Here is a 21680-nt window from a genome sequence, read left to right as displayed (position 1 = left end):
TTCTTCCTTGTGTGATGCGGTTTCCCGCGTGATTGTTCGAGCAGTTGAATGGCGTTGCGGCGCTACTCGCACGGAGTAACGCCTAGCTAATGCTCGAATCCGCGGGCTTCATCACGATGGCCATGAACACGCAATCCTCGCCCCCTGTGGCGATCATGCCGTGTCCGCGGCCTGAATCGTAGAGGAGCGTGTCGCCTACCGACACTTCCTCGATGTGGTCTTCGTAGCGGAACTTCATGGAACCGCTGATGATGAAATCGAGCTCCTGGCCCTTGTGGTAGGACAGGTGGATGGGCTTATCCTGCTCCTCTTCCAGGTAGGGGATGGTTACCAGGAAGGGCTCGCACAGCTTATCGCGCAAAAACGGCGCCTTGTGCAGATACTGGAAGCCCGCACGGCGGTTGATGGGCAGGCCGTCGCCCGCGCGCACCAGGGAGTAGCCGGAAAGGTGCGGGTTTTCGCCCGTAAGCAGCTCGATTACGTCGACGCCGAACTTTGCGGCGCACTTCGACAGGAACGTGAACGAGAGGTCTTCTTCGCCCGATTCCTGAGCGGTGTATTCGGAAAGCGTGCGGCCGGTGCTTTCGGCCATTTCCTGCATGGAGAATCCCATGTCTTCGCGCAGGGCTTTAATTCGGTTCGCAACCTCTTGCGTGCTGACGTCCATGATTAGCTTTCCTCCTTTTCATCGCAATCGTTTATGCAGACTATACCCCTTTGGGCCAATCACTGCACGGTACTATACTCACTTACTTTAGTGCGCGATAGTGATTATGAGGAAATCGGCCGCCACCTCCTTGCAATCTGCATCTTTCATGCTTGAATGGGATGCATGGACACGCCCGAAGCAACATACCAACCCTCTTCGCCCTTGCCGCAATCCTTGCTTGGCCTGGGGCAAGTTGTGGTGGTGTGCGGCCATTACGGGGTGGGGAAGACGAACTTCGCCTTGAACTTCGCCGTCGATGCGGCGCGGGCTGGCAGGGAAGTCACGGTGGCCGATCTTGACGTCGTGAATCCCTATTTCCGCTCGTGCGAGTATGCCGATGTGCTCGAAGCTGCCGGGGTTGCGCTCATCGCCCCTACGTTTGGGGGCACGGCCCTCGATACGCCGGCTCTTTCGGGTCGCGTGTCTTCTGCCATCGAAGCCGCATATGCTGACGCGAACCGTCTGCTCATCCTGGACGTGGGTGGCGACGATGCGGGTGCCACGGCGCTCGGCCGCTTTTCGGCCGCGCTCAAGCGGGGCTCGTATGCCTTCCTGTACGTGGTGAACGCCATGCGTGAGGGTACGCCCGAGCCTGCCGATGCCGCTGCCATCCTGCCCGAAATCCAGGCTGCCTGTCGCCTTACGGCAACGGGCGTGGTGAACAACACGCATCTTTCTGCGGAAACGTCTCCCCAGGTGGTCGAACGCGGTCGCGTCTTTGCCGAAGAGGTTGGCCGTCAAGTTGGTTTGCCCGTGGTGGTGCATACGGTGCCGCTGGCCAGCGTTGCCTCGGGGTATCGCCCCGAAGGCGTGGTGCCGCTTCCTGGCGACTACGTGGTGCGCAAGTACGTTCGCACTCCGTGGGATGCCGAATAGTTGGTTACGTGCCCCGGGTTGCGCATCGGGGCTGAACATAGAAGGAGAAGCTTATGTCGCGAATTATCGTAGACGAGACGTATTGCAAGGGGTGTGGCCTGTGCGTCGATGCGTGCCCTCTGGGCATTGTCGAGCTCGATACCGAGCGCATTAACGCAAAGGGCTATCATCCTGCGCATCTGGTAGACGAGGAGCGCTGCACGGCATGCTGCTCGTGCGCCACGATGTGCCCCGATGTGGCAATTACGGTCGAGAGGTTCTAGGTATGGCTGAGAAAGTACTTATGAAGGGCAACGAGGCCCTTGCCGCAGCCGCCGTGCGTGCGGGTTGCCGTTTCTACTTCGGTTACCCCATCACGCCCCAGACGGAAATCGCGGCGTACATGAGCAAGACGATGCCGAAGATCGGCGGCACGTTCCTGCAGGCCGAAAGCGAAGTTGCCGCCATCAACATGCTGTATGGCGCTTCTGCCGCTGGCGCGCGCTGCATGACGTCGTCCTCGTCGCCGGGCGTTTCCCTGAAGGCCGAGGGCATTTCCTACATGGCTGGTGCCGACCTTCCGGGCGTCATCATCAACGTCGAGCGTGGCGGCCCGGGTCTGGGCTCCATTCAGCCCTCTCAGCAGGACTATTGGCAGGCCACGCGCGCTATGGGCCATGGCGATTCGCGCCATATCGTGTTCGCTCCCTGCACCGTGCAGGAAATGGCCGACCTGGTCTACCTTGCCTTCGACAAGGCCGATGAATACCTCATGCCCGTGGTCATTTTGGCCGACGGTCTGCTGGGTCAGATGATGGAGCCCGTAGTGCTCCCGCCCGAAAAGACGGATCTTCCCGAAAAGCCGTGGGCTACCTGCGGTCATGGCGGCAAGCGCCCGCACAATGTGGCTAATTCGCTGTACCTGCAGCCCGACCAGCTGGAAGACAAGCTCATCGAACGCTACAAGCGCTACGAGAAGGTCGAACAGACCGAGCAGCGCAGCGAGGGCTTCATGCTGGAAGATGCCGAATACGTGGTCGTGGCCTTTGGTGCCAGCGCTCGCATTGCCCGCACTGCCGTTACCAAGGCGCGCGCGGAAGGCATCAAGGTTGGTCTGCTTCGCCCCATCACGCTCTGGCCGTTCCCCAACGACGCCCTTGCCGCCACGGTTGACCAGGCCAAGGCCTATCTGTCGGTGGAAATGTCCATGGGTCAGATGGTCGATGACGTGCGCCTTGCCATCCACGACGCTCGTCCCGTTTCGTTCTTCGGTCGTACGGGCGGCATGATTCCTTCCCCCGCGGAAGTGCTCGATGCCATCCGCAAGATGGCCGAACAGGCAGGTGAATAGGTATGACGCAAGAAAAGAAAATCATGTTCCAGCGACCGAAGTCGCTGCTGCCCGTTCCGTTCCACTATTGCCCCGGCTGTCCGCATGGTATCGTGCATCGCCTGGTGGCGGAAGCCATGGACAAGATGGATCTCGAGGGCAAAGCCGTGGGCGTGGCGCCCGTTGGCTGCTCCGTTATGGCCTACGACTACTTTGGCTGCGACATGATCGAGGCTGCGCATGGTCGTGCTCCCGCGGTGGCTACCGCCGTGAAGCGCGTGCATCCCGGCAACCTGGTGTTCAGCTACCAGGGTGATGGCGACCTGGCCAGCATTGGTATGGCGGAAACGGTGCACGCCGCAACGCGTGGCGAGAACATCACGGTCATCTTCTACAACAATGCCATCTACGGCATGACGGGTGGCCAGATGGCTCCTACCAGCTTGCCGAACCAGATTACGCAGACGTCTCCCTATGGTCGCGACGTGAACACCGCGGGCTATCCCATTCGCGTGTGCGAGCTGCTGAAGGACCTCGACGGCGTTGCGTACCTGGAACGCGTTACGGTCGATACGCCGGCTCACGTGCGCAAGGCCAAGAAGGCCATCGAGAAGGCGTTTACCTATCAGATGGAGGGTCGCGGCTACACGCTCATCGAAATCGTGGGCACCTGCTCCACGAACTGGGGTCTTACCCCTCAGGAATCCTTCGAGTGGATGCGCGAGAACATGCTGCCGTACTATCCGCTGGGCGTGTACAAGGACGTCGTCGCCGATGGCTACCCCAGCATTCGCGAGGCTGCTGCGGCGCGCGCCGCGGAATGCCCCATCGCGCAGAAGGAGGCGTAATCCATGGCGAAGGATCTGAATATCATCCTGGCGGGCTTTGGTGGGCAGGGTCTGCTCTTCGCGGGCAAGATCATTGCCCAGGCGGGCCTTATCGAAGGCCGCGAGATTTCCTGGCTTCCCAGCTACGGCCCCGAAATGCGCGGCGGCACGGCGAACTGCAGCGTGTGTCTTTCCGACGAACCCATTGGCAGCCCGCTCGTAACCGAGCCCGATGTTCTGGTTGCCATGAACCAGCCGAGCGTCTACAAGTTCATCGACGCGGTTGTTCCCGGCGGCTTGGTTCTGGTGGACACCACGCTGGTGCCCGATATTCCGCAGCGCGATGACGTGCGCATTTTCCCCATCCCCAGCACCCAGCTGGCGGAAGAGAATGGCTTCAAGACGCTTTCGAACGTCATTCTCACGGGCAAGCTCTTCGCGGAAACGCAGTTCTGCAAGAAGGAGAGCATCGAGGAGGCGCTTACCAAGGTTATTCCCCCGCGTAAGCAGAAGCTTCTCGCCCCGAACCAGAAGGCGCTCGCCCTGGGCATGTCGCTCTAGGCTACGACTTCAATCGGTTTGCTTTGCGGCCCGTCGTTTTCGGCGGGCCGTTTTCGTGCCCCGGCTCGCGCGTATATGCGATTCGCGCGAAAAAGCAGTGCGCATGTGCCGTTCGGGTCTACTATTGATGCCAAGGAACATTACTTCGAAGGAGTTGCCTTATGACCTACGATGAGCTGAAAGACCAGATTAAAGATGCCATGCGCGCCCGTGACAAGGTGCGTCTGTCCATTCTTCGTCAGGTTCACGGCGAGCTGAAGGACATCGAAGTGAACGAGCGCCGCGACGTTACCGACGAAGACGTAACCGCCATGGTGAAGCGTCTCATCAAGCAGACGAGCGAAACGCTGGAAGGCTCGCAGAAGGCGGGCACCGACGAAGAGCGTACTCAGAACCTGCAGCGTCAGGTGGAAATCCTGAACGATCTGCTTCCCGCTCAGCTTGCTGGTGAGGAGCTTACCGCCCTGGTGGAAAAGACCATTGCCGAGCTGGGAGCCGAAACGAAGCGCGACATGGGCAAGGTCATGGGTGCATTGAATGCCGCGACGGGTGGCAACTTCGACAAGGCGCAAGCTGCCAAGGATGCGGGCGCGCGCCTTTCCTAACGTTACCGTTTGTCAAATTCGATATAACGCCTGGCTTACGCTCGTAGGCCAGGCGTTGCTATGTTCGGGGCTTGTCGTAATGATGGCGGGTACATATATGTGATAACATTAGTGGGCCGACTCGTCTGGGGTGCCTTGGCGGTTTGGGGTATAGCGGGCCTACCGAAGGGGGAGCCGTGTCTGAAACGACCGGAAATACCAATGTCCTTACCGTTCCCTTCAAGGGGAAGTCCTTCGTTGCGGTTACAGCCGACCATGCTCATCTGCATAAATGCGAAATCGACGTCACGGGTATGCCTAGCTCGGGTCGGTTCATCGTGCAGTTCAAGCCAGGAAAGCTCTATGTCGATGCAGATGGCAAGCAGCATCTGGAAGAGGTTCCCGGCTCCGGTTTCAAGGTGAAGGGCTCGTACAAGGCCCTTAAGGGCAAGAAGGCCAAGCAGGCCGAAGAAGCGGGGGAGGATGTTACCGCCTCGCATGCTACTGCCAACGTTTCCGATGACGATGGCGAAGTTCACTTCAAGGAGCTGCCTTCGGGCGAGGGCGTAACGCCTTGCATCATCATCTCGGCACGACCCATTCTGGTTCCGCTGCCGTTCAAAATTGCACTGGCTGTTCTGGTATTGGCTGCCGTAGGGGCCGTTGGCGCCTTCACCTTCCTGAACAGCCAGTGGCTCGATCCCAACGCCCAGAAGGGCTATTACGAAGGAAAGTCAGAGCAGGAGATCATCGACGATTTGAATCAGGAAGTGGCATGGTACTCCATGCAGATCTCCTGCTCGCCCTCTATTCGCATGCATCCTGGTTCCGCGCAGGCTACGGGTGTGAACGTCGAGAATATCGAAAACAACCATTGTGCGCAGAAATTTACGATTACCTTGCAGGATACGGGTGAAGTGCTCTATGAATCCGGCGCTCTCTATCCCGGCGAGTACGTTGCCGATGTCGAAATGAGCCGTGCGCTCGACGAGGGTGTATACACGGCGAACATCGAATTCCAAGGATACGAGGAGAATGCGACGCTGTTCTCCGATGGCCAACTGTATGGGCATGCCAAGTTCGGTACGCCCGCAAATGCCGTGGTGCTCATCATCGTAACGGACGACGATGAAGTAGCCCGCGCTACGGCCACGTATTACCTAAATTAGAGTTTGTATCAGGGACATGAGAGGTGGGTTGTGAGTCCGTATTGAACGTTTCAGTTTTACTTAGAAGGATGTGGTGTTATGAAGTCAATGAGGAAGAAGGGAATTGCCTTTGCCGTTGCAGCCGTATGCGCATTCGCGCTCATGATTCCTGCTCTCGCGTTTGCTGATCCGCCTGCGTCGCCGACGCCGTCTGTTGTCACTACTGGCGGCAGTGGCTCCAGCACTCAGCTGAACTTGATTACCGATACCACGGTTGAGGTGACCAACGATTCCACAAATACCAACATGAAGGTTCTCGTCCCCGTGGCGATTAACTTCGTGGCCAATGGCTCCGGTACCATTACCGGCCCCAGTGGCGCTGAGCTGCAGAATTACTCGATGTTCCCCGTGCATGTCTCCAACGTGCTCGTTACGCCCGAAGGTGGCGTTACGTTCGACGGCAACTCGACTACTACGTCGCTTGCCGACCACGTGAAGATGTACATGCAGGCCGGAAATCAGCAGATTTGCCTGGGCGACTTCGTCAACAATGGCGGCGGTACGCTGACCGCTGGCCAGTGGGACATTGGCGCTGCAAGTGGAAATACTCCCGGTTCGCTTTCCCTTTCCTTCCCGGATGGCCAGCTTGGTGCGTTTGGCTCTAAAATTACCCCGTTCCAGTCGGCCAGCCTCGGTACCATTACGTGGACTGTTGCGGCGGGTGCTGCCAGCTAATGTTGGCGGCTTAGCGTCGACTCTGCGCAATTCCGTGTGTGTTGCCAAAGGAGAGACGGATGCTTCGGCGTCCGTCTCTCCGATTTTATGGAGAGGGGTTGCGCGGCGCTGCGCCCGCACGTACAATGACGCTGTCCTTTAAAAGCGGTACAGAGAGACCGACAAGGCTTGCAAGCTGCAAACGTACTACAAGCAGAACTGCAATCGTAAGCCTTTGTCTGTCGACGAAGGTTATTTTTATGCCTTCTGGCAGGCAAGATGCGCCCGCAAACCCGAAAGGGCGTTGCGCGGCGGGTGCACCAGGTCGCTTTGTACGCACTCATCTTCGAAAGGAGTGTGTATGAGCGGAAATGCGCAAGTGAAATCCGTGTGCATGGATGGCACGGAAATCGAGCGATCCCTTACGCGTATCGCCCACCAGATTCTGGAAGCTAACCATGGCGCCCAGAGCATCGCGCTTGTCGGCATCGTCACCAGGGGAGACCTGCTGGCGAAGAAGCTGGTGAGCAAGATTCAGGAAATCGAGGGGGTGGAAGTTCCCTTCGGTCATCTCGACATTAGTTTCTATCGCGACGACTATCTCACGCATCTGGCCCCCGAGGTTCACGAGACCCATATCCCGTTCAACATCGACGGCAAGGACATCATCCTCGTCGACGACGTGCTCTATACGGGCCGCACCATTCGCGCGGCACTCGATGCCCTCATGGACCTGGGCCGTCCCAAGACGGTGCAGCTGGCTGTCCTGGTCGATCGCGGTCACCGCGAGCTTCCCATTCGCGCCGACTTCGTGGGCAAGAACGTGCCTTCTTCCTCCGACGAGAACGTTCGTCTGTTCCTGGAAGAAGTAGACGGAAAATCTGAAGTCGACATTCTGGATATCGAACCAGGCTCTCGCGCCGGTTCCGCCCCGCTGGGAGGTGGCAGGTAATGGCCTTCAACCATAAGCATCTCATCGACATCACGGAGTACTCCGCCGATGACATCATGCAGATTCTGGAAACCGCCGTCACGTTCATGGAAGTGAACGAGCGCAAGATCAAGAAGGTGCCCCTGCTGAAGGGCGTCACCGTCGTGAACATGTTCAACGAGCCCTCCACGCGCACCAAGTCCAGCTTCGAGCTAGCTGAAAAGCGCCTGTCGTGCGACGTCTTGAACTTTGGCGGCAAGAGCACGTCCGTCGTGAAGGGCGAAAGCCTGGTCGACACGCTGGAAACGCTCGACTCCTACAAGATCGACATGGTCATCGTACGTGACCGTCACGCTGGCGTGCCGCGTCTCATCAGCCAGCATACGCCCGCTGCCGTCATCGACGCCGGCGACGGCAAGCACCAGCATCCCACGCAGGCGCTGCTCGACCTGTTCAGCATCTGGCGTGCCAAGGGCAGCCTCGACAAGCTGCACGTGGGCATCGTGGGCGACATCGGCCACAGCCGCGTATGCGGTTCGCTTATCCCCGCGCTGAAGATCATGGGTGCGGAAGTCACCGTCATCGCCCCGAATACGCTGCTTCCCGCGCGTCCCGACGTGCTGGGCGCCGACCACGTAACGGCCAATCTGAACGAGGCGCTGCCGGAACTCGACGTGGTCTACATGCTGCGCATCCAGCGCGAACGCCTGGAGGGCGCGCCGTACCCCAGCCTGCGCGAATACAACATGCTGTTCGGGCTCACGCGCGAGCGCGAGAAGTTCATGAAGCCCGACGCCATCGTGTGCCATCCTGGCCCCATCAATCGCGGCGTGGAACTCGATAGCTACATGGCCGACCATCCCGAGCGTTCGGTCATTCTTGATCAGGTGTATGCGGGTATTTGCACGCGCATGGCTGCACTGTACCTGCTGTTGGGAGGGAGCGATAATGGCCTTTCTGCTTAAGAACGCACGCGTAGTCGACCCGCAGGTCGAACTCGACGAAGTCTGCGACATCCTTGTTGAGGACGGCAAGATTGCCCAGGTGGGCAAGGGCCTTTCTGCTGCCAACGCCGAAGAAATCGATTGCACGGGCAAGGTTGTCACGCCCGGTCTGGTAGATATTCACGTGCATTTGCGCGACCCAGGCCAGGAGCAGAAGGAAGACATCGCCAGCGGCACGCGCGCCGCTGCGCATGGTGGCTTCACTGCCGTGGCGTGCATGCCCAACACCAAGCCCACCATCGATAATGCCATCACGGTTGAATACGTGCAGCGCATGGCCGAAAAGGTGGGGAAGTGCCGCGTTCACGTGGTGGGCTCCTGCACGCAGGGCCTGGCGGGCGAAACGCTCTCCGAAATGGGCGATATGGTGCGTCATGGCGCCGTTGCCTTCACCGACGATGGCCATGGCGTGCAGGGCGCCGGCATGATGCGCCGCGTCATGGATTACGCCAACCAGTTCGGCAAGGTCGTCATGTCTCACTGTCAGGACGAAGACCTGGTAGGCGACGGCGTGGTGAATGAGGGCGTGTGCAGCACGCGCCTGGGCATGCTCGGCTGGCCGGCGGAAGGCGAGGAACTGCAGATCGCACGCGATATCGCCCTGTGCCGCCTTACTGGCACGCCGCTGCACATTCAGCACATCACCACGGCACGTGGCGTTGATCTGGTGCGTCAGGCGAAGGCCGAGGGTCTGCCCGTCACGGCTGAGGCCACGCCGCATCACCTGTTCCTGAACGAAGACGCCATCGACGATACGTACAACACGTACCTGAAGGTGAACCCGCCGCTGCGCACCGAGGAAGATCGCCTGGCCGTAACCGCCGGCGTGCTCGACGGCACCATCGATTGCATCGTCACCGATCATGCGCCCCACACCGACTGGGAAAAGGATTGCGAGTTCGCCATTGCCGCCTTCGGCATGACGGGCCTGGAAACCTCGCTGGGCCTGGTGCTCACGCAGCTGGTTCGCACGGGCGTTATGGATTACGCCCAGATGGTGCAGCTCATGGCCGTGAACCCGCGCAGCATCATCCAGGTCGACCCGGTTACCATTCAGGAAGGCTCTGTGGCCGACCTCACGGTCATCGACCCTGAAGTCGAATGGACGGTTTCCGTGGACGACTTCTGCAGCAAGGCGAAGAACTCCGGCTTCATCGGCGCTACGCTCACGGGTCGCGCTACCGACGTGTTCGTGGGCGGCGTGCCCACGCTGCGCAACGGCGCCATCGTGGAATAGCGCAAGCGCAGTTTGCTCGCCGCGTGCGAGCGCTCAACATGTGTATGGGAAAGGCATCGACTGCTTTTGCGGTCGGTGTCTTTCTGCATAATCTAGACGTTCTATGAACGTGTACGCATGAACTCGGCGCATCTATGCATTTAGGCGTATACTTCCAAAAAGCCTTTAAGAGCGGTACAGAGAGACCGATAAGGTGCGCAAAACGAATCATATGGCCCCTTGGGCTTACTGCGCCTTGTCAGTTGACGGGGCGCATTTTTTGCGCCGGGAAGGAAAAGCATGAGCAAGATTTCAGACAAGCTCCTAGCTGGTACGTCGAAGCCCACGCGCGTGCCCGCAAAGCTGGCTCTTGCCGATGGCACTATTTGGGCGGGGTATTCCTGCGGTGCAACGGGCGAGGTGTTCGGCGAGGTGTGCTTCAATACCTCCATGACGGGGTATTTGGAAGTGGCCACCGATCCCAGCTACGCCGGCCAGATCGTCACCATGACGTATCCCCAGATTGGCAATTACGGCGTCTGCCCCGACGACGTGCAGCGCGACCATACGGCCCTGCGCGGCATGGTGGTGCGCGACATGTGCTACACGCCCAGCAACTGGCGATCCGCTGAATCCTTCCCCGCGTTCCTCGCGCGCAATGGCGTGGTGGGCATCGAGGGCATCGACACGCGTGCCTTGGTGCGCCATATTCGCAATGCGGGTGCCCAGATGGCTGTTCTTTCCACGGAAACCCTCGACGATGCGCAGCTGCTTGCCAAGCTAGCCGCTGCCCCTGCGTTCGTGGGCACCAACTACGTGGAGCAGGAATCGTGCGACGAACCGCATGAGTACACGGCTGAAAACGTCCCCGCTGGCCATCAGTTTGCCTACGGCAAGGCGCCCGAGGCGAAGTACCACGTGGTCGCCTATGACTGCGGCATGAAGGATGGCATTCTGGAAAACCTGGTGCGCGTGGGCTGCCGCGTAACGGTGGTGCCGTGGAATACGCCCGCCGAACAGGTGCTCGCCATGCATCCCAACGGCGTGTTCCTTTCGAATGGCCCGGGCGACCCCGACGCCGTGGAAGGTACGTATTCCCAGGTGGAAAAGCTGCTGGGCAAGGTGCCGCTGTTCGGCATTTGCCTGGGTCACCAGATGCTTTCGAAGGCCTGCGGCTGCACGATCGAAAAGCTGAAGTTCGGTCATCGCGGCGGCAATCAGCCTGTCATGAACCTGCGCACGGGTCGCGTGGAAATCACCTCGCAGAACCATGGCTTCGGCATCGTGTATAGCAGTCTGGGCGAACTCGTTCCCGAAGAGTCGGGTGGCATTGCGCAGCACGCCGAAGACCTGCGCGCCTATGCGGAAGCCCATGTTGCTCCCGTCGTGTGCAACGAAAAGGTGGGTCGCGTGCAGCTCACGCATATCAACTTGAACGATGGCACGCCCGAGGGCATTGCATGCCTGGATATCCCCGCGTTCTCGGTGCAGTACCATCCCGAGGCCCAGTGTGGCCCCACCGACGCTCACTATTTGTTCGCCGCGTTCGTGCGCCTTATGGACGGCCGCAGCGATTACCTGGATATCGACATCGCTCAGGATCGTCTGGCCGGTTGGACGTTCGCGGAGCAGAAGGAGGCCCAGCATGCCTAAGCGCACCGACATCAAGCGCATTCTCGTTATCGGCAGCGGCCCCATCGTCATTGGCCAGGCGTGCGAGTTCGACTATTCGGGCACGCAGGCGTGCAAGGTGCTTGCCGAAGATGGCTACGAGGTTATCCTGGTCAACAGCAATCCCGCTACCATCATGACCGACCCGCAGCTTGCCGTGCGCACGTATGTAGAACCCATCACGGTGGAAGCCATTTCGCAGGTCATCGAAAAGGAGCGCCCCGACGCGCTGCTGCCCACGCTGGGTGGCCAGACGGGCCTGAACACGGCCGTCGACTTGGCAAAGGCCGGCATTCTCGATCAGTATGGCGTGGAAATGATTGGCTGCGATCTGCAGGCCATCGAACGTGGCGAAGACCGCAAGCAGTTCAACGAGTGCATGGAGAAGTTGGGTATCGAAACGGCGCGCAGCGGCTATGCCTACTCGGTGGAAGATGCCCTGGGCCTTGCCGCCGAAATCGGCTACCCGCTGGTTCTGCGCCCCTCGTTCACGCTGGGTGGCGCTGGTGGCGGCATCGCGCACACCGAAGACGAACTGCGCCTCATCGTGCGCCAGGGCCTGGAGCTTTCCCCCGCGGGCGAGGTTCTCGTGGAAGAGAGCATCGAGGGTTGGAAAGAGTTCGAGATGGAGGTCATGCGCGATAGCGATGGCAACGGCATCATCGTGTGCTCCATCGAGAACTTCGACGCCATGGGCGTTCATACGGGCGATAGCATTACCGTTGCCCCCGCTCAAACGCTTACCGACACCGAATACCAGCGCATGCGCGTGGCTAGCCTGGCCATCCTCGAGGAAATTGGCGTGGAAACGGGTGGCAGCAACGTTCAGTTTGCTCTGAACCCCGAAAACGGCCGCCTTATCGTCATCGAGATGAACCCCCGCGTATCGCGCTCTTCGGCGCTTGCCTCCAAGGCTACGGGTTTCCCCATCGCCAAGGCCGCAGCTCAGCTGGCTGTGGGCTACACGCTCAGCGAAATCACCAACGACATCACGAAGGTGACGCCCGCTTGCTTCGAGCCCTCCATCGACTACTGCGTCGTGAAGGTGCCGCGATTCGCATTCGAGAAGTTCAAGGGCACCGACGACACTCTGTCCACGCGCATGAAGGCCGTGGGCGAGGTCATGGCCATTGGCCGTACGTTCGAAGAGTCCCTGGGCAAGGCCCTGCGTTCCCTGGAGAACTCGCATGCGGGCCTGGGTGCCGACGGCGTTTCCTTCGACGAGGAGAATTTCCGCGACCTGGTCACGCGCCCCACGGCCGACCGCATCTTTTACATGGCCGAGGCGCTGCGTCGCGGCTGGAGCGTGGAAGAAGTCTGCGAAGCCACGCGCATCGACCGCTTCTTTGTGGATCGCATGGCCGATATGGTGCGCATCCAGGAGAACCTGCGCGGCATGAGCCTGTACGACCTCGATGCCGACGCCATGCGCCTGCTGAAGCGCTCGGGCATTTCCGACGCGCAGATTGCGCACCTCACGAACACGCAGGAAATCACCGTGCGCGCGTTCCGTCGTGGCCTGGGTGTGGTTCCCAGCTTCAAGAAGGTCGACACCTGCGCCGCGGAATTCCACAGCGACACGGCGTACCACTACAAGACGTACGATAGCTGCGAAAGCGAAGTTGCGCCCAAGACGCGCAAGCGCGCGATGATTCTGGGCGCGGGCCCGAACCGCATTGGCCAGGGCATCGAGTTCGACTACTGCTGCGTGCACGCCAGCTATGCGCTGCACGACGCCGGCTACGAGACCATCATGGTGAACTGCAACCCCGAAACGGTCTCCACCGACTACGACACGTCCGACAAGCTGTACTTCGAGCCGCTCACGTACGAGGACGTCATGGACATCATCGATGTCGAGCAGCCCGACGGCGTGGTCGTCACGCTGGGCGGTCAGACGCCCCTGAAGTTGGCCCGCGCGCTGGAAGCCGCTGGCGTGAACGTCATGGGCACGAAGCCCGACGCCATCGACCTGGCCGAAGACCGCGATCGATTCAGCGCCATCCTCGACGAGCTGGGCATTACCTATCCCCGTGCCGGCATGGCCTCTACCTACGAGCAGGCCTGCCTGGTGGCGCGCGACATCGGCTTTCCCCTGCTGGTTCGTCCCAGCTACGTGCTGGGCGGCCGCGGTATGGCCATTGTGTACGACCGCGAGCAGCTGGAAACCTACATGGAGCAGGCTGCGCGCATTTCGCCCGACCATCCCGTGTACCTCGACCGCTTCCTGGAAGATGCCGTGGAATGCGACGTCGACGTGCTGTGCGACGGCGAGGAAGTCTACATCGGCGGCATCCTGGAGCACATCGAGATGGCCGGCATTCACTCCGGCGACTCCGCGTGCTGCATTCCGCCGTTCACCTTCAGCGCTGCCATTCAGGAAAAGCTGCGCGACATCGCGCGTAGGCTGGCCCTGCGCCTGGGCGTGCGCGGTCTCATGAACGTGCAGTGCGCCATCAAGGACGCCGTGGTGTACGTCATCGAGGCGAACCCGCGCGCGAGCCGTACCGTGCCCTTCATCAGCAAGGCCACGGGCGTGCCGCTGGCCAAGTGCGCGGCACGCATTATGGCGGGCGAGACCATCGCTCAGATGAACTTGCCGGCCGACGACCGCAAGCTCGATCACTTCAGCGTGAAGGAAGCCGTTATGCCCTTCGGTCGCTTCCCGGGTGCCGACACGGTGCTGGGGCCCGAAATGAAGTCTACGGGCGAGGTCATGGGCGTGGCCCGCACGTTCCCCGCGGCATACGCGAAGACGCAGACGGCCATTTCGTATCGCCTGCCCGAAGAGGGCAAGGTCTTCATCTCGGTGAACGACCGCGACAAGCGCAGCATCATCTCGCTGGCGCGCGACTTCGTGCGCTTGGGCTTCACGCTGCTGTCCACCGAAGGCACTGCGCAGGTGCTCGAAGCGTCGGGTGTGCCGGTGGAAGTGGTGCGCCGCGTAAGCCAGCCGTCGCCCAACATCGGCGACATGGTGTCGAATGGGGAAGTGGCCCTGATCGTGAACACGCCCTTCGGCCACGACACGCGCGACGATAGCTACTACCTGCGTTTGGAGGCCGTGCGCCACGGCGTCATGAACCTTACGAACCTGCCCGCTGCGCAGGCCATGGTGAGCGCCATGGAAAGCGCCCGCGCCCAGGCTCCGCGCGTCATCGCCCTGCAGGACCTGCCGCAGACGTACCTGTAAGGTTCGGTTAGCGCGCATTCGCGTTTCGCCAGAGCATCACAGCCCCACATCCATTCATGCGATGTGGGGCTGTGTTCTTTGCCTGGGTCCAGGTTTCCAGGCAAGCACCGTTCAGCGGCGCTCAACCACGAAAGGCAGCCCTTGGGCTGCCTTTCGCTGGGAGGGAATATCTCGGAGTTTTCTTGTCTTGGTTGGCGTTTCGCCTGCTAGATTGCTCGTGCCGCCAAATTGCCAGCCGCAATGGCCTCGGCGATGTTGAACGGTTTCTTGCAGTCGCCCACGGCCTGAACGTTCATGCCGCTAAGGGCGTCGGCTAGGCTTGTGTCGGGCAGCATGTCCATGGCTTCGATCACCGTGTCGCATTCGAACGTCATGTCCACGCCCGTATCGCAGCTGATCGTCACGCTGCCATCGCCTACGCTCTTCACCTGGGCATTGGGCCATACGCGCACGCCGCGCGTGTAGAGCATGGGAATCACGAAGCCCTTGATGTGATCGCTTTGTCCGCGGTCGAGCTTTTCGATGGGGTCAGGCGAGACGAATATCACTTCCTTGCCTTGTGAGAGCAGGCGCAACGTGGCGTCTACCGCTTGCGCTCCCGTTCCCACGACGCATACGTTTTGCCCGATGTCGCTGGTCAGGAAGTCTTCGATGCTCACGATGTTCGTTTTGCCGCCGGCGGAAAGCCCCAGTGTGTCGCGCAGTCCGCCCGTTGCCACGATTACGGCATCGGGGTTCTGCTGCTTTACGAAAGCGGCGTCCACTTCCTGCCCAGTGACTACCTTTACGCCGCAGACTTCCATTTGGCGCTTGAAGTACTCCTTGTCGCGGCCGATGTTCTCATGCTGCCCCTTCACCGCTTCGGCGAAATCGAGCAGACCGCCGATGTCGCTCTTCTTTTCGTAGAGCGTGACCGTGTATCCGCGCAGTGCCGCGACGCGAGCAGCCTCCATGCCGGCGGGGCCGCCGCCCACGACCATTACGTTCTTGCTTCCGCTACCTGCGGGGATGTCGGGTCCTTCGGGCATCTGCTCGGTGAAGGCGCGCATGTGGCAGGCGTTCATGCGGCAGTGCTCATAGAAAACGCCATCTTCGTCCAGATCGAAATGGCAGTGCAGGCATCGGTTGCAGGGTCGAATTTCGTCCGCGCGATTCTCCTTCAGCTTGTTGATGTATTCGGGGTCCACCATGAACGGGCGGTTCATCATGTAGAAGTCGGCCTTGCCCTCGTCCAGGGCGCCTACGAACATGTCGGGTGCATGGGCGGGGTCCATGAAGGTAACGCAGCCTACGGGAATCGATACCGCCTTGCGCATTTCGGCGGCTACGTCCAACAGCATGCCGCAACCGGAGTGGTTGGCGATGAGCTTGCCCTGGAAGTGGCGCGAGAAGTCGAACATGTTGCCGTAGCCCGTTACGCCGTCGATGCCATAGCCCGTGAAGTACATGTCCGAAGCGAATTCGGCGGGGTGGTTGTTGAAGGGCCCCAGGCGCAGGTGCAGGCTGTTGGCGCCTGCTTTCTCGAAGAGCTTGCACATCTCGATGTTTTCCTCGAGCGTGGTAAGCGTCGAGTTGTTGCCCAGGTCGTAGTCGTTTTCTTCGATGACGTTGATGAGCACCTGCACGGGGAAATCGGCTCCGCATTCGCGTTTGATGCCCTCGATCATCTCGACCACGAAGCGTGCGCGATTTTCGAAGCTCTGTGGGCCATACTCGTCGGTGCGCTTGTTGCGGTTGCGCGAGAGGAAGGCCTGGCCGATGTTGTTGCCGGCTGCGTTGATCTCCACGGCGTCGAAGCCCTGTTCCTTCAGGAACTTTGCGGCGTCGATGAAGTCGCTTTGCACCGTGTGCACTTCCTCGAGCGTGAGGTCGTCTGCCTCTGCGCAGGCGAATTGCGGCGCAGTTGTGGCGTCGAACCCGGAAAAGGATGCGCCCATCAGGGAAAGCTGATATCCGCAGTACGCGCCTGCTTCGTGGATGGCGGCGGCTACCTTGTCCAGCTCCGCGTTTTCGCGCGTGCGCATCTTATACGCGGCGGGGTAGTGGGGAAGCAGGCTCGCATAGTCCTCTACGAACATGAGCTCCACGCCGCCTTTGGCCCAATGCGTGTATTCCGCGATGGTCATTTCAGTAGTCCACCAGGGCAGATAGGCCGATCCTGCGGCGGACTTCACCATGCGGTTGTTCAGCGTTAGGTTGCCGAACTTCCAGGACGTGAACAGGCTTGTCTGGTTCCAGTCCTTTACCGAATTGCTGCGGTAATCCCAGTCTTGCGGATTCAGCTGCGAGATAGCCTCTTGCGGGCTTACGTTGCTGGTGGCGCTTGCCTTGGCGGGCGCCTCGCTAGAGCCTTTTGGGCTAGCGCAGCCCGATAGGCCCAGCCCTGCGATTCCCGCGCCTGCAGCGGTGAATGCCGCGCCCTTGAAGAATGCGCGACGGCTGACGTTGGTCTTCGTCATGACCTCCCCTTTCCTTGCGGATTTTGTCTGTCCCTCACAGACAGGTGCAAGGTATCGCGGGTGGGCGCAACGTGGAAGGAGCAATTGCTTGAGTGGGGAGCAAGCATGCGTTGCGTCCCCTTGCAACGTGGGGTGATATGCCTTCGCGAGTTCGCTTGTGCGTTATGGGTTCTTGCTACGTGGAATCTCTCGCGTTTTATTGCGCCAGGGCGGCTCGGTGCTTTTCGGCGTGCGGTTGCGTGACGGGGAAGTGCGCGCAGATGGCGTCGATGACCTGCTGCGTCGCATGCGCGTGCAGGCCTTCCTCGTAATACAGCCCTATGTTCCACGTATGGTTGCGAAGTGGGAAGTCCACGATTTGAACCGATGCGCATCGGATGGCATCCACGCAGGTGGCAGGCACGAATGTGCAGCCGCGCCCGCGGCGTACTTCGTTCAGGATGATGTCGTAGTCGTTGTATTGCGTGTTCATGCGGAAGGGCAGTCCGCGCTCGTCGAAGAGCGTTTCGACTTCGCGGTCGTTGGGGAAGTCGTTTCCGAGAGCGAAGAACTCAAGGTGGGAAAGGTCTTCTAGGGTGGGTTCTCTCATCGAGCAATCCATGATTGCGCGGGGGATGGCAACGTAGATGGGGAAGCGCGTGAGAATGCGTTCACGGAGTCCTGCGGTGCTGCCGGGCGTTGAGCAGATGACCATGTCGAGCTCGTCTTCGCGTAGAAGGTCGATGCAGCGGTTCACGTAGTGCTTTTCAACCGTGATCTGGCAATAGGGGCATTCCTGTTCCAGCTGAAACAGGAAGTCATCGGGCAGTGCGTCAATGATGCCGTCGGCGAATCCTATGCGCACGATGGGCTTCGACTCCAACAGCTGGTCGTCGGCCACTTGCACGAACGATTGGTAGCCTTTCATGCAATCCAGTGCTGCAGGGTAGATGGCTAATGCGCGCTCGGTGGGGTGCACGCCGATTTCGTCGCGCTTGAACAGCGGATATCCCAGCGTGCGTTCCATGTTGCTCATCTGCTTGCTGAACGCTTGGCGCGAAACATGAGCCAGTTGCGCTGCCTTCGCAAATGAGCGATGCTCGCACGCAAGGCAAAACCATTCAATCTGGTTGATGTTTATATGTTCCTCCCTCGAGTGGAAGTATATATGAACGAAGGTTCGACGGATGAGGTAAGAATGGGGTTCGCCTTGGGCGCACGCGTGAATCGCTGCGGCCATTATGGTGGCGAAGACGATAAGCCATGGTCACGTTGCTCATCTGACGCAATGGGGGACAGCGTCAATGTATTAACAAATCTTAATAATATTTCGTTGAGGATTATTCACGGTTGAGTCTATAATCGCAAAGCGGATTATTCGAAATGGGAAATAATCTTAGCGTAGAATAACGAAAGGGTTTGGTATGAATAAGCGTGATAGTTTCGAAAGCGTGCTAGGAAGGTGCTGTTCCCGCCGTTCGTTTCTGAAGCTTAGCGCTTTGGGCGTTGGCAGTATGGCCGCCTTTGGCATCACGGGCTGCGCTCAGGGCTTTTCTTCGAGCAACTCGAGCGACGTGGCGGATGCATCGGCTTCTGAGCCGAGCGCTTCAAAGACCGAGATCACGTTTAAGGACCAGAATGATAACGACGTAACCGTTTCGGTGCCCTGCGAGCGCATGGTAGTTTTGCAGCACCACTCGCTTGATATGCTCTGTCAGCTTGGCGCTCAGTCAAGCATTGTCGGCATTGTTGACAGCTGGAAAAAGAACCTGGGTGATTACATGACCGATGTGTTCCCCGGTATCGAGAACCTGCCTATGCCCGGTGGGTTGCAGGAATGGAATGTCGAGCAAATCGCCGCGCTCAATCCCGATGTGGTCATTGCTGCTGCGCAAGCTCCCAAAGATGCTATTGAACAGGTAAAGAATCTTGGCATTCCCGTGGTAGTCGTGACCTTGCGTGGTGAGGGCAAGCAGGCCGAGGCTCAGAACCCGCGCCTTGCCAATGCTGACGCAGCCTATACCGAGGGCTGCGAATGGGCCATTAAGAGGCTCGGCACTCTTTCTGGAAAAGAAGACACTGCCGAGGAGATTTGGGACTTCTGCCTGGACAGTCGTAGCGTCGTGGACAATGCAGTTGGCGATATTGAAGACGATGAGCGCGTTAAGGTCGCCGTCCTGGCTAATGGCATTGCATATGGCAACGACAAGTACGTTGGTTGTCAGTTGCTTCGCTCGGGTGCGGTCAACGCCGCAGCGCTCGCGGGCGTCCAAGGTAACACCGACTACAATGCCGAGCTTGTGGCCACCTGGAATCCCGATGCGATCATTACGCAGGACCGTTACCCCGATGACTACGAAACCATCACGACCGACTCGCAATACGCGGAGCTCAATGCCGTAAAAGATGGGTAAGTTATCGAGGCTCCGTACTGGACGAAGCCCTGGGGCAACCCTGATACCGATTCCATTGCTCTTGGCGAACTTTGGTTGGCGCACACGTTCTATCCCGACAAAGTCTCGGCAGATCAGGTCGAGGATAAGGCCCGAGAGTTTTATGAGCGCTTCTATGGAATCGAGTTCACCGGAACGGTTGCGTAGTGCTTGCCATACGTTCATTTCTTATCAGGACGGCGCGGAATGAGGCTTCCGTGCCGTCTGGCCTTTGTCTGTCTTGGAGTTCTTCGACTGCCGAAAAGAGGCATGCGGCTTTTGGGATGACCCTGATGGGCATCGTGCTTTTCACCCTGCCCTTGGCGTTCTTCGTGTTTTCGTTGACGCTTGGATCGTACGATGTGGGGCCAGTTGACGTGTGCCAGATTATCTGGTGCAAACTCACGGGTCAGACGTCCTCTCTGGATTCGTTGACGGTAAATGTAGTCTGGCAAGTGAGGCTGCCACGCGTTTGCGCCGCCGCGCTTGTTGGTGCGGGTTTGTCGGTGGCTGGCGCAGTGTTCCAGGGCGTCTTTCGCAATCCGTTGGCCTCGCCCTATACGTTGGGCGTGAGCAATGGAGCTGGCTTTGGCGCCGCGCTTGCCATAGTTTTGTCGCTCGGTGCCGCGGGAATACAGTTATTTGCGGTCGCGTTCGGCCTGGCGGCGGTCGCGCTTACGTTCCTCATTGCCAGTCGCAGCAGACGCAACACCGTCACGCTTGTGCTTGCTGGCATGCTCATAGGCGCGCTGTTCTCGTCGCTTGTGTCCTTGCTCAAGTTCACGGCAGACCCATTGGAAAAGCTCCCCCAGATAGTCTATTGGCTCATGGGCTCGCTGTCGGGTTCGTCGTTTGAGGGGCTGGCGAAGGTGCTTCCGTTCTACGTCATCTGCATGGTTGTTGTGTTCTTGATGCGGTGGCGCACGAATGTGTTGTCGCTAGGCGATCAAGAGGCGAAGTCATTCGGGCTTAATGTGCGTCGCGACCGTGCAATCATCATCGGAATCAGCAGTATGCTCACCGCGCTAGCCGTTTCCATTTCGGGCATCATTGGCTGGGTCGGTATTGTGGTGCCGCATCTCGCACGCATGCTTGTGGGTCCCGACTTTCGCAAGCTCATTCCTGCGTCGGTTTCCATAGGAATCTGCTATCTGCTCGTCGTCGACGATCTGTGCCGCACGCTTACGTCCTCCGAGATACCGCTGGGGGTAATAACGGGCATTATCGGCGTGCCGCTTTTCTTGTATTTCATCTACAGGAAGAAGGTTAATTGGTAATGAACCTGGAGGTTGATGATATCGCTTTTGGATACGAATCCTCACGCAAGGTGCTCGAGCATACGTCGCTTTCGTATGAATCCCCCGAGGTGCTGTGCATACTAGGGGCAAACGGCACTGGGAAATCAACCTTGCTGCAGTGCATCATCGGGGCTTTGGAGATATCTGCTGGCTCCATTACGGTCGACCGTGTTCCCGTTGTGCATTATAGTGCTCGCGATTTCGCCCGTAAGGTCGCCTATCTTCCGCAAACGCATACGCCCTCGTTTGCCTATAAGGTGATCGATGTTGTGGCCATGGGTCGAACGTCGCGTATCGGATACCTATCAAGCCCAAGTGACAAAGATGTTGCGTTCGCATATGAGCAGCTCGATTACCTAGGAGTTGGTCACCTTGCAGAGAAGCCCTACACCGATATTTCGGGCGGCGAACGACAGTTGGTCATGATCGCCTCTGCACTTACGCAGGAGCCTGAACTCATGATATTGGACGAGCCGACCGCGCATCTCGACTTTGGAAACGCATACCGTTTCATCGAGCTGGTCAAGAAGCTTCGCGATAGGAATATGGGCGTTCTTATGACCACTCATTTTCCCGATCACGCGCTCATGCTCGGATCGAAGACGGCGATACTTTCCGGTGGTCGTATCGTTGCCGAGGGGCTTGCGCATGAGGTCGTTACCGAAGAAAACATGCGAGAGCTTTACGGCATTGAAGTGCATGTCGAGCATATCGGCAATCGCACCATCTGTCTCCCTGGGCCCCTTGGAAACGATGCCAAATAGGGTGT

19 protein-coding genes are annotated in these 21680 nt (G+C 59.3%); 16 read left to right on the top strand and 3 right to left on the bottom strand.

Features of this window, described 5'->3' with window-relative positions:
* Positions 1-82 precede the first annotated feature (82 nt).
* Positions 83-667: a helix-turn-helix domain-containing protein gene (locus tag AAY81_RS06105; RefSeq protein WP_066662694.1), complete on the bottom strand. Its 585-nt coding sequence runs from the start codon at positions 665-667 to the stop codon at positions 83-85.
* A gap of 165 nt (positions 668-832) precedes the next feature.
* Here AAY81_RS06105 and AAY81_RS06100 point away from each other — a divergent pair, with 165 nt between their 5' ends.
* From AAY81_RS06100 to carB, 13 genes are all read left to right on the top strand, one after another.
* On the top strand, positions 833-1585 hold the full coding sequence (locus AAY81_RS06100) for a P-loop NTPase family protein (RefSeq protein ID WP_143117354.1): 753 nt from the start codon (positions 833-835) through the stop codon (positions 1583-1585).
* Positions 1586-1638: 53 nt separating this feature from the next.
* Positions 1639-1848 carry a 4Fe-4S binding protein gene (locus AAY81_RS06095; RefSeq protein ID WP_066662693.1) on the top strand — a complete coding sequence of 70 codons (210 nt, stop codon included), beginning with the start codon at positions 1639-1641 and terminating at the stop codon, positions 1846-1848.
* Between the two features lie 2 nt (positions 1849-1850).
* The gene (locus AAY81_RS06090; protein WP_066662692.1) at positions 1851-2915 is read left to right on the top strand and encodes a 3-methyl-2-oxobutanoate dehydrogenase subunit VorB; all 1065 of its coding nucleotides are present in this window, start codon (positions 1851-1853) and stop codon (positions 2913-2915) included.
* Between the two features lie 2 nt (positions 2916-2917).
* On the top strand, positions 2918-3742 hold the full coding sequence (locus AAY81_RS06085) for a thiamine pyrophosphate-dependent enzyme (protein ID WP_066662691.1): 825 nt from the start codon (positions 2918-2920) through the stop codon (positions 3740-3742).
* A 3-nt stretch (positions 3743-3745) separates the two neighbouring features.
* Positions 3746-4282, top strand: coding sequence for a 2-oxoacid:acceptor oxidoreductase family protein (locus AAY81_RS06080; RefSeq protein ID WP_066662689.1), 537 nt, complete (start codon positions 3746-3748; stop codon positions 4280-4282).
* A 161-nt stretch (positions 4283-4443) separates the two neighbouring features.
* Positions 4444-4887: a GatB/YqeY domain-containing protein gene (locus AAY81_RS06075; protein WP_066662688.1), complete on the top strand. Its 444-nt coding sequence runs from the start codon at positions 4444-4446 to the stop codon at positions 4885-4887.
* Positions 4888-5063: 176 nt separating this feature from the next.
* Positions 5064-6035, top strand: coding sequence for a hypothetical protein (locus AAY81_RS06070; protein ID WP_066662687.1), 972 nt, complete (start codon positions 5064-5066; stop codon positions 6033-6035).
* Between the two features lie 78 nt (positions 6036-6113).
* Positions 6114-6749 carry a hypothetical protein gene (locus AAY81_RS06065; RefSeq protein WP_066662686.1) on the top strand — a complete coding sequence of 212 codons (636 nt, stop codon included), beginning with the start codon at positions 6114-6116 and terminating at the stop codon, positions 6747-6749.
* Between the two features lie 340 nt (positions 6750-7089).
* On the top strand, positions 7090-7680 hold the full coding sequence (gene pyrR / locus AAY81_RS06060; RefSeq protein ID WP_066662683.1) for a bifunctional pyr operon transcriptional regulator/uracil phosphoribosyltransferase PyrR: 591 nt from the start codon (positions 7090-7092) through the stop codon (positions 7678-7680).
* Positions 7680-8624, top strand: a complete 945-nt coding sequence (locus AAY81_RS06055; RefSeq protein WP_066662681.1) for an aspartate carbamoyltransferase catalytic subunit — start codon at positions 7680-7682, stop codon at positions 8622-8624. The genes pyrR and AAY81_RS06055 overlap by 1 nt, the downstream gene beginning before the upstream one ends.
* Positions 8608-9900, top strand: coding sequence for a dihydroorotase (locus AAY81_RS06050; RefSeq protein WP_066662675.1), 1293 nt, complete (start codon positions 8608-8610; stop codon positions 9898-9900). Before AAY81_RS06055 ends, AAY81_RS06050 begins: the two co-directional genes overlap by 17 nt.
* Before the next feature lie 279 nt (positions 9901-10179).
* Positions 10180-11532: a glutamine-hydrolyzing carbamoyl-phosphate synthase small subunit gene (carA, locus tag AAY81_RS06045; RefSeq protein ID WP_066662673.1), complete on the top strand. Its 1353-nt coding sequence runs from the start codon at positions 10180-10182 to the stop codon at positions 11530-11532.
* The gene (carB, locus tag AAY81_RS06040) at positions 11525-14743 is read left to right on the top strand and encodes a carbamoyl-phosphate synthase large subunit (protein ID WP_066662671.1); all 3219 of its coding nucleotides are present in this window, start codon (positions 11525-11527) and stop codon (positions 14741-14743) included. Before carA ends, carB begins: the two co-directional genes overlap by 8 nt.
* A 206-nt stretch (positions 14744-14949) precedes the next feature.
* Here carB and AAY81_RS06035 read toward each other — a convergent pair whose 3' ends face one another.
* Entirely contained in the window at positions 14950-17202 is a 2253-nt protein-coding gene (locus AAY81_RS06035; RefSeq protein WP_066662669.1) for an oxidoreductase, read from the bottom strand.
* 196 nt (positions 17203-17398) lie between these two features.
* Complete coding sequence (locus tag AAY81_RS06030; RefSeq protein WP_066662667.1) at positions 17399-18421, bottom strand: LysR family transcriptional regulator; 1023 nt, start codon at positions 18419-18421, stop codon at positions 17399-17401.
* A gap of 184 nt (positions 18422-18605) precedes the next feature.
* On the opposite strand from AAY81_RS06030, the gene AAY81_RS06025 reads away from it, so the two are divergent.
* The 3 genes from AAY81_RS06025 (at position 18606) to AAY81_RS06015 (ending at position 21675) form a co-directional block, all read left to right on the top strand.
* Positions 18606-19595 (top strand): ABC transporter substrate-binding protein, encoded by a 990-nt coding sequence (locus AAY81_RS06025; protein ID WP_143117355.1) that lies wholly within the window; start codon positions 18606-18608, stop codon positions 19593-19595.
* A 311-nt stretch (positions 19596-19906) separates the two neighbouring features.
* On the top strand, positions 19907-20890 hold the full coding sequence (locus AAY81_RS06020; protein WP_205630813.1) for a FecCD family ABC transporter permease: 984 nt from the start codon (positions 19907-19909) through the stop codon (positions 20888-20890).
* Positions 20890-21675 carry an ABC transporter ATP-binding protein gene (locus AAY81_RS06015; RefSeq protein WP_066662662.1) on the top strand — a complete coding sequence of 262 codons (786 nt, stop codon included), beginning with the start codon at positions 20890-20892 and terminating at the stop codon, positions 21673-21675. Before AAY81_RS06020 ends, AAY81_RS06015 begins: the two co-directional genes overlap by 1 nt.
* Positions 21676-21680 lie beyond the last annotated feature (5 nt).

This window comes from Denitrobacterium detoxificans (assembly GCF_001643775.1).
Taxonomy (GTDB): Bacteria; Actinomycetota; Coriobacteriia; order Coriobacteriales; family Eggerthellaceae; genus Denitrobacterium; species Denitrobacterium detoxificans.
The sequence above is the reverse complement of the archived record's forward strand: the minus strand, read 5'-3'. Positions and strand labels throughout refer to the sequence as shown.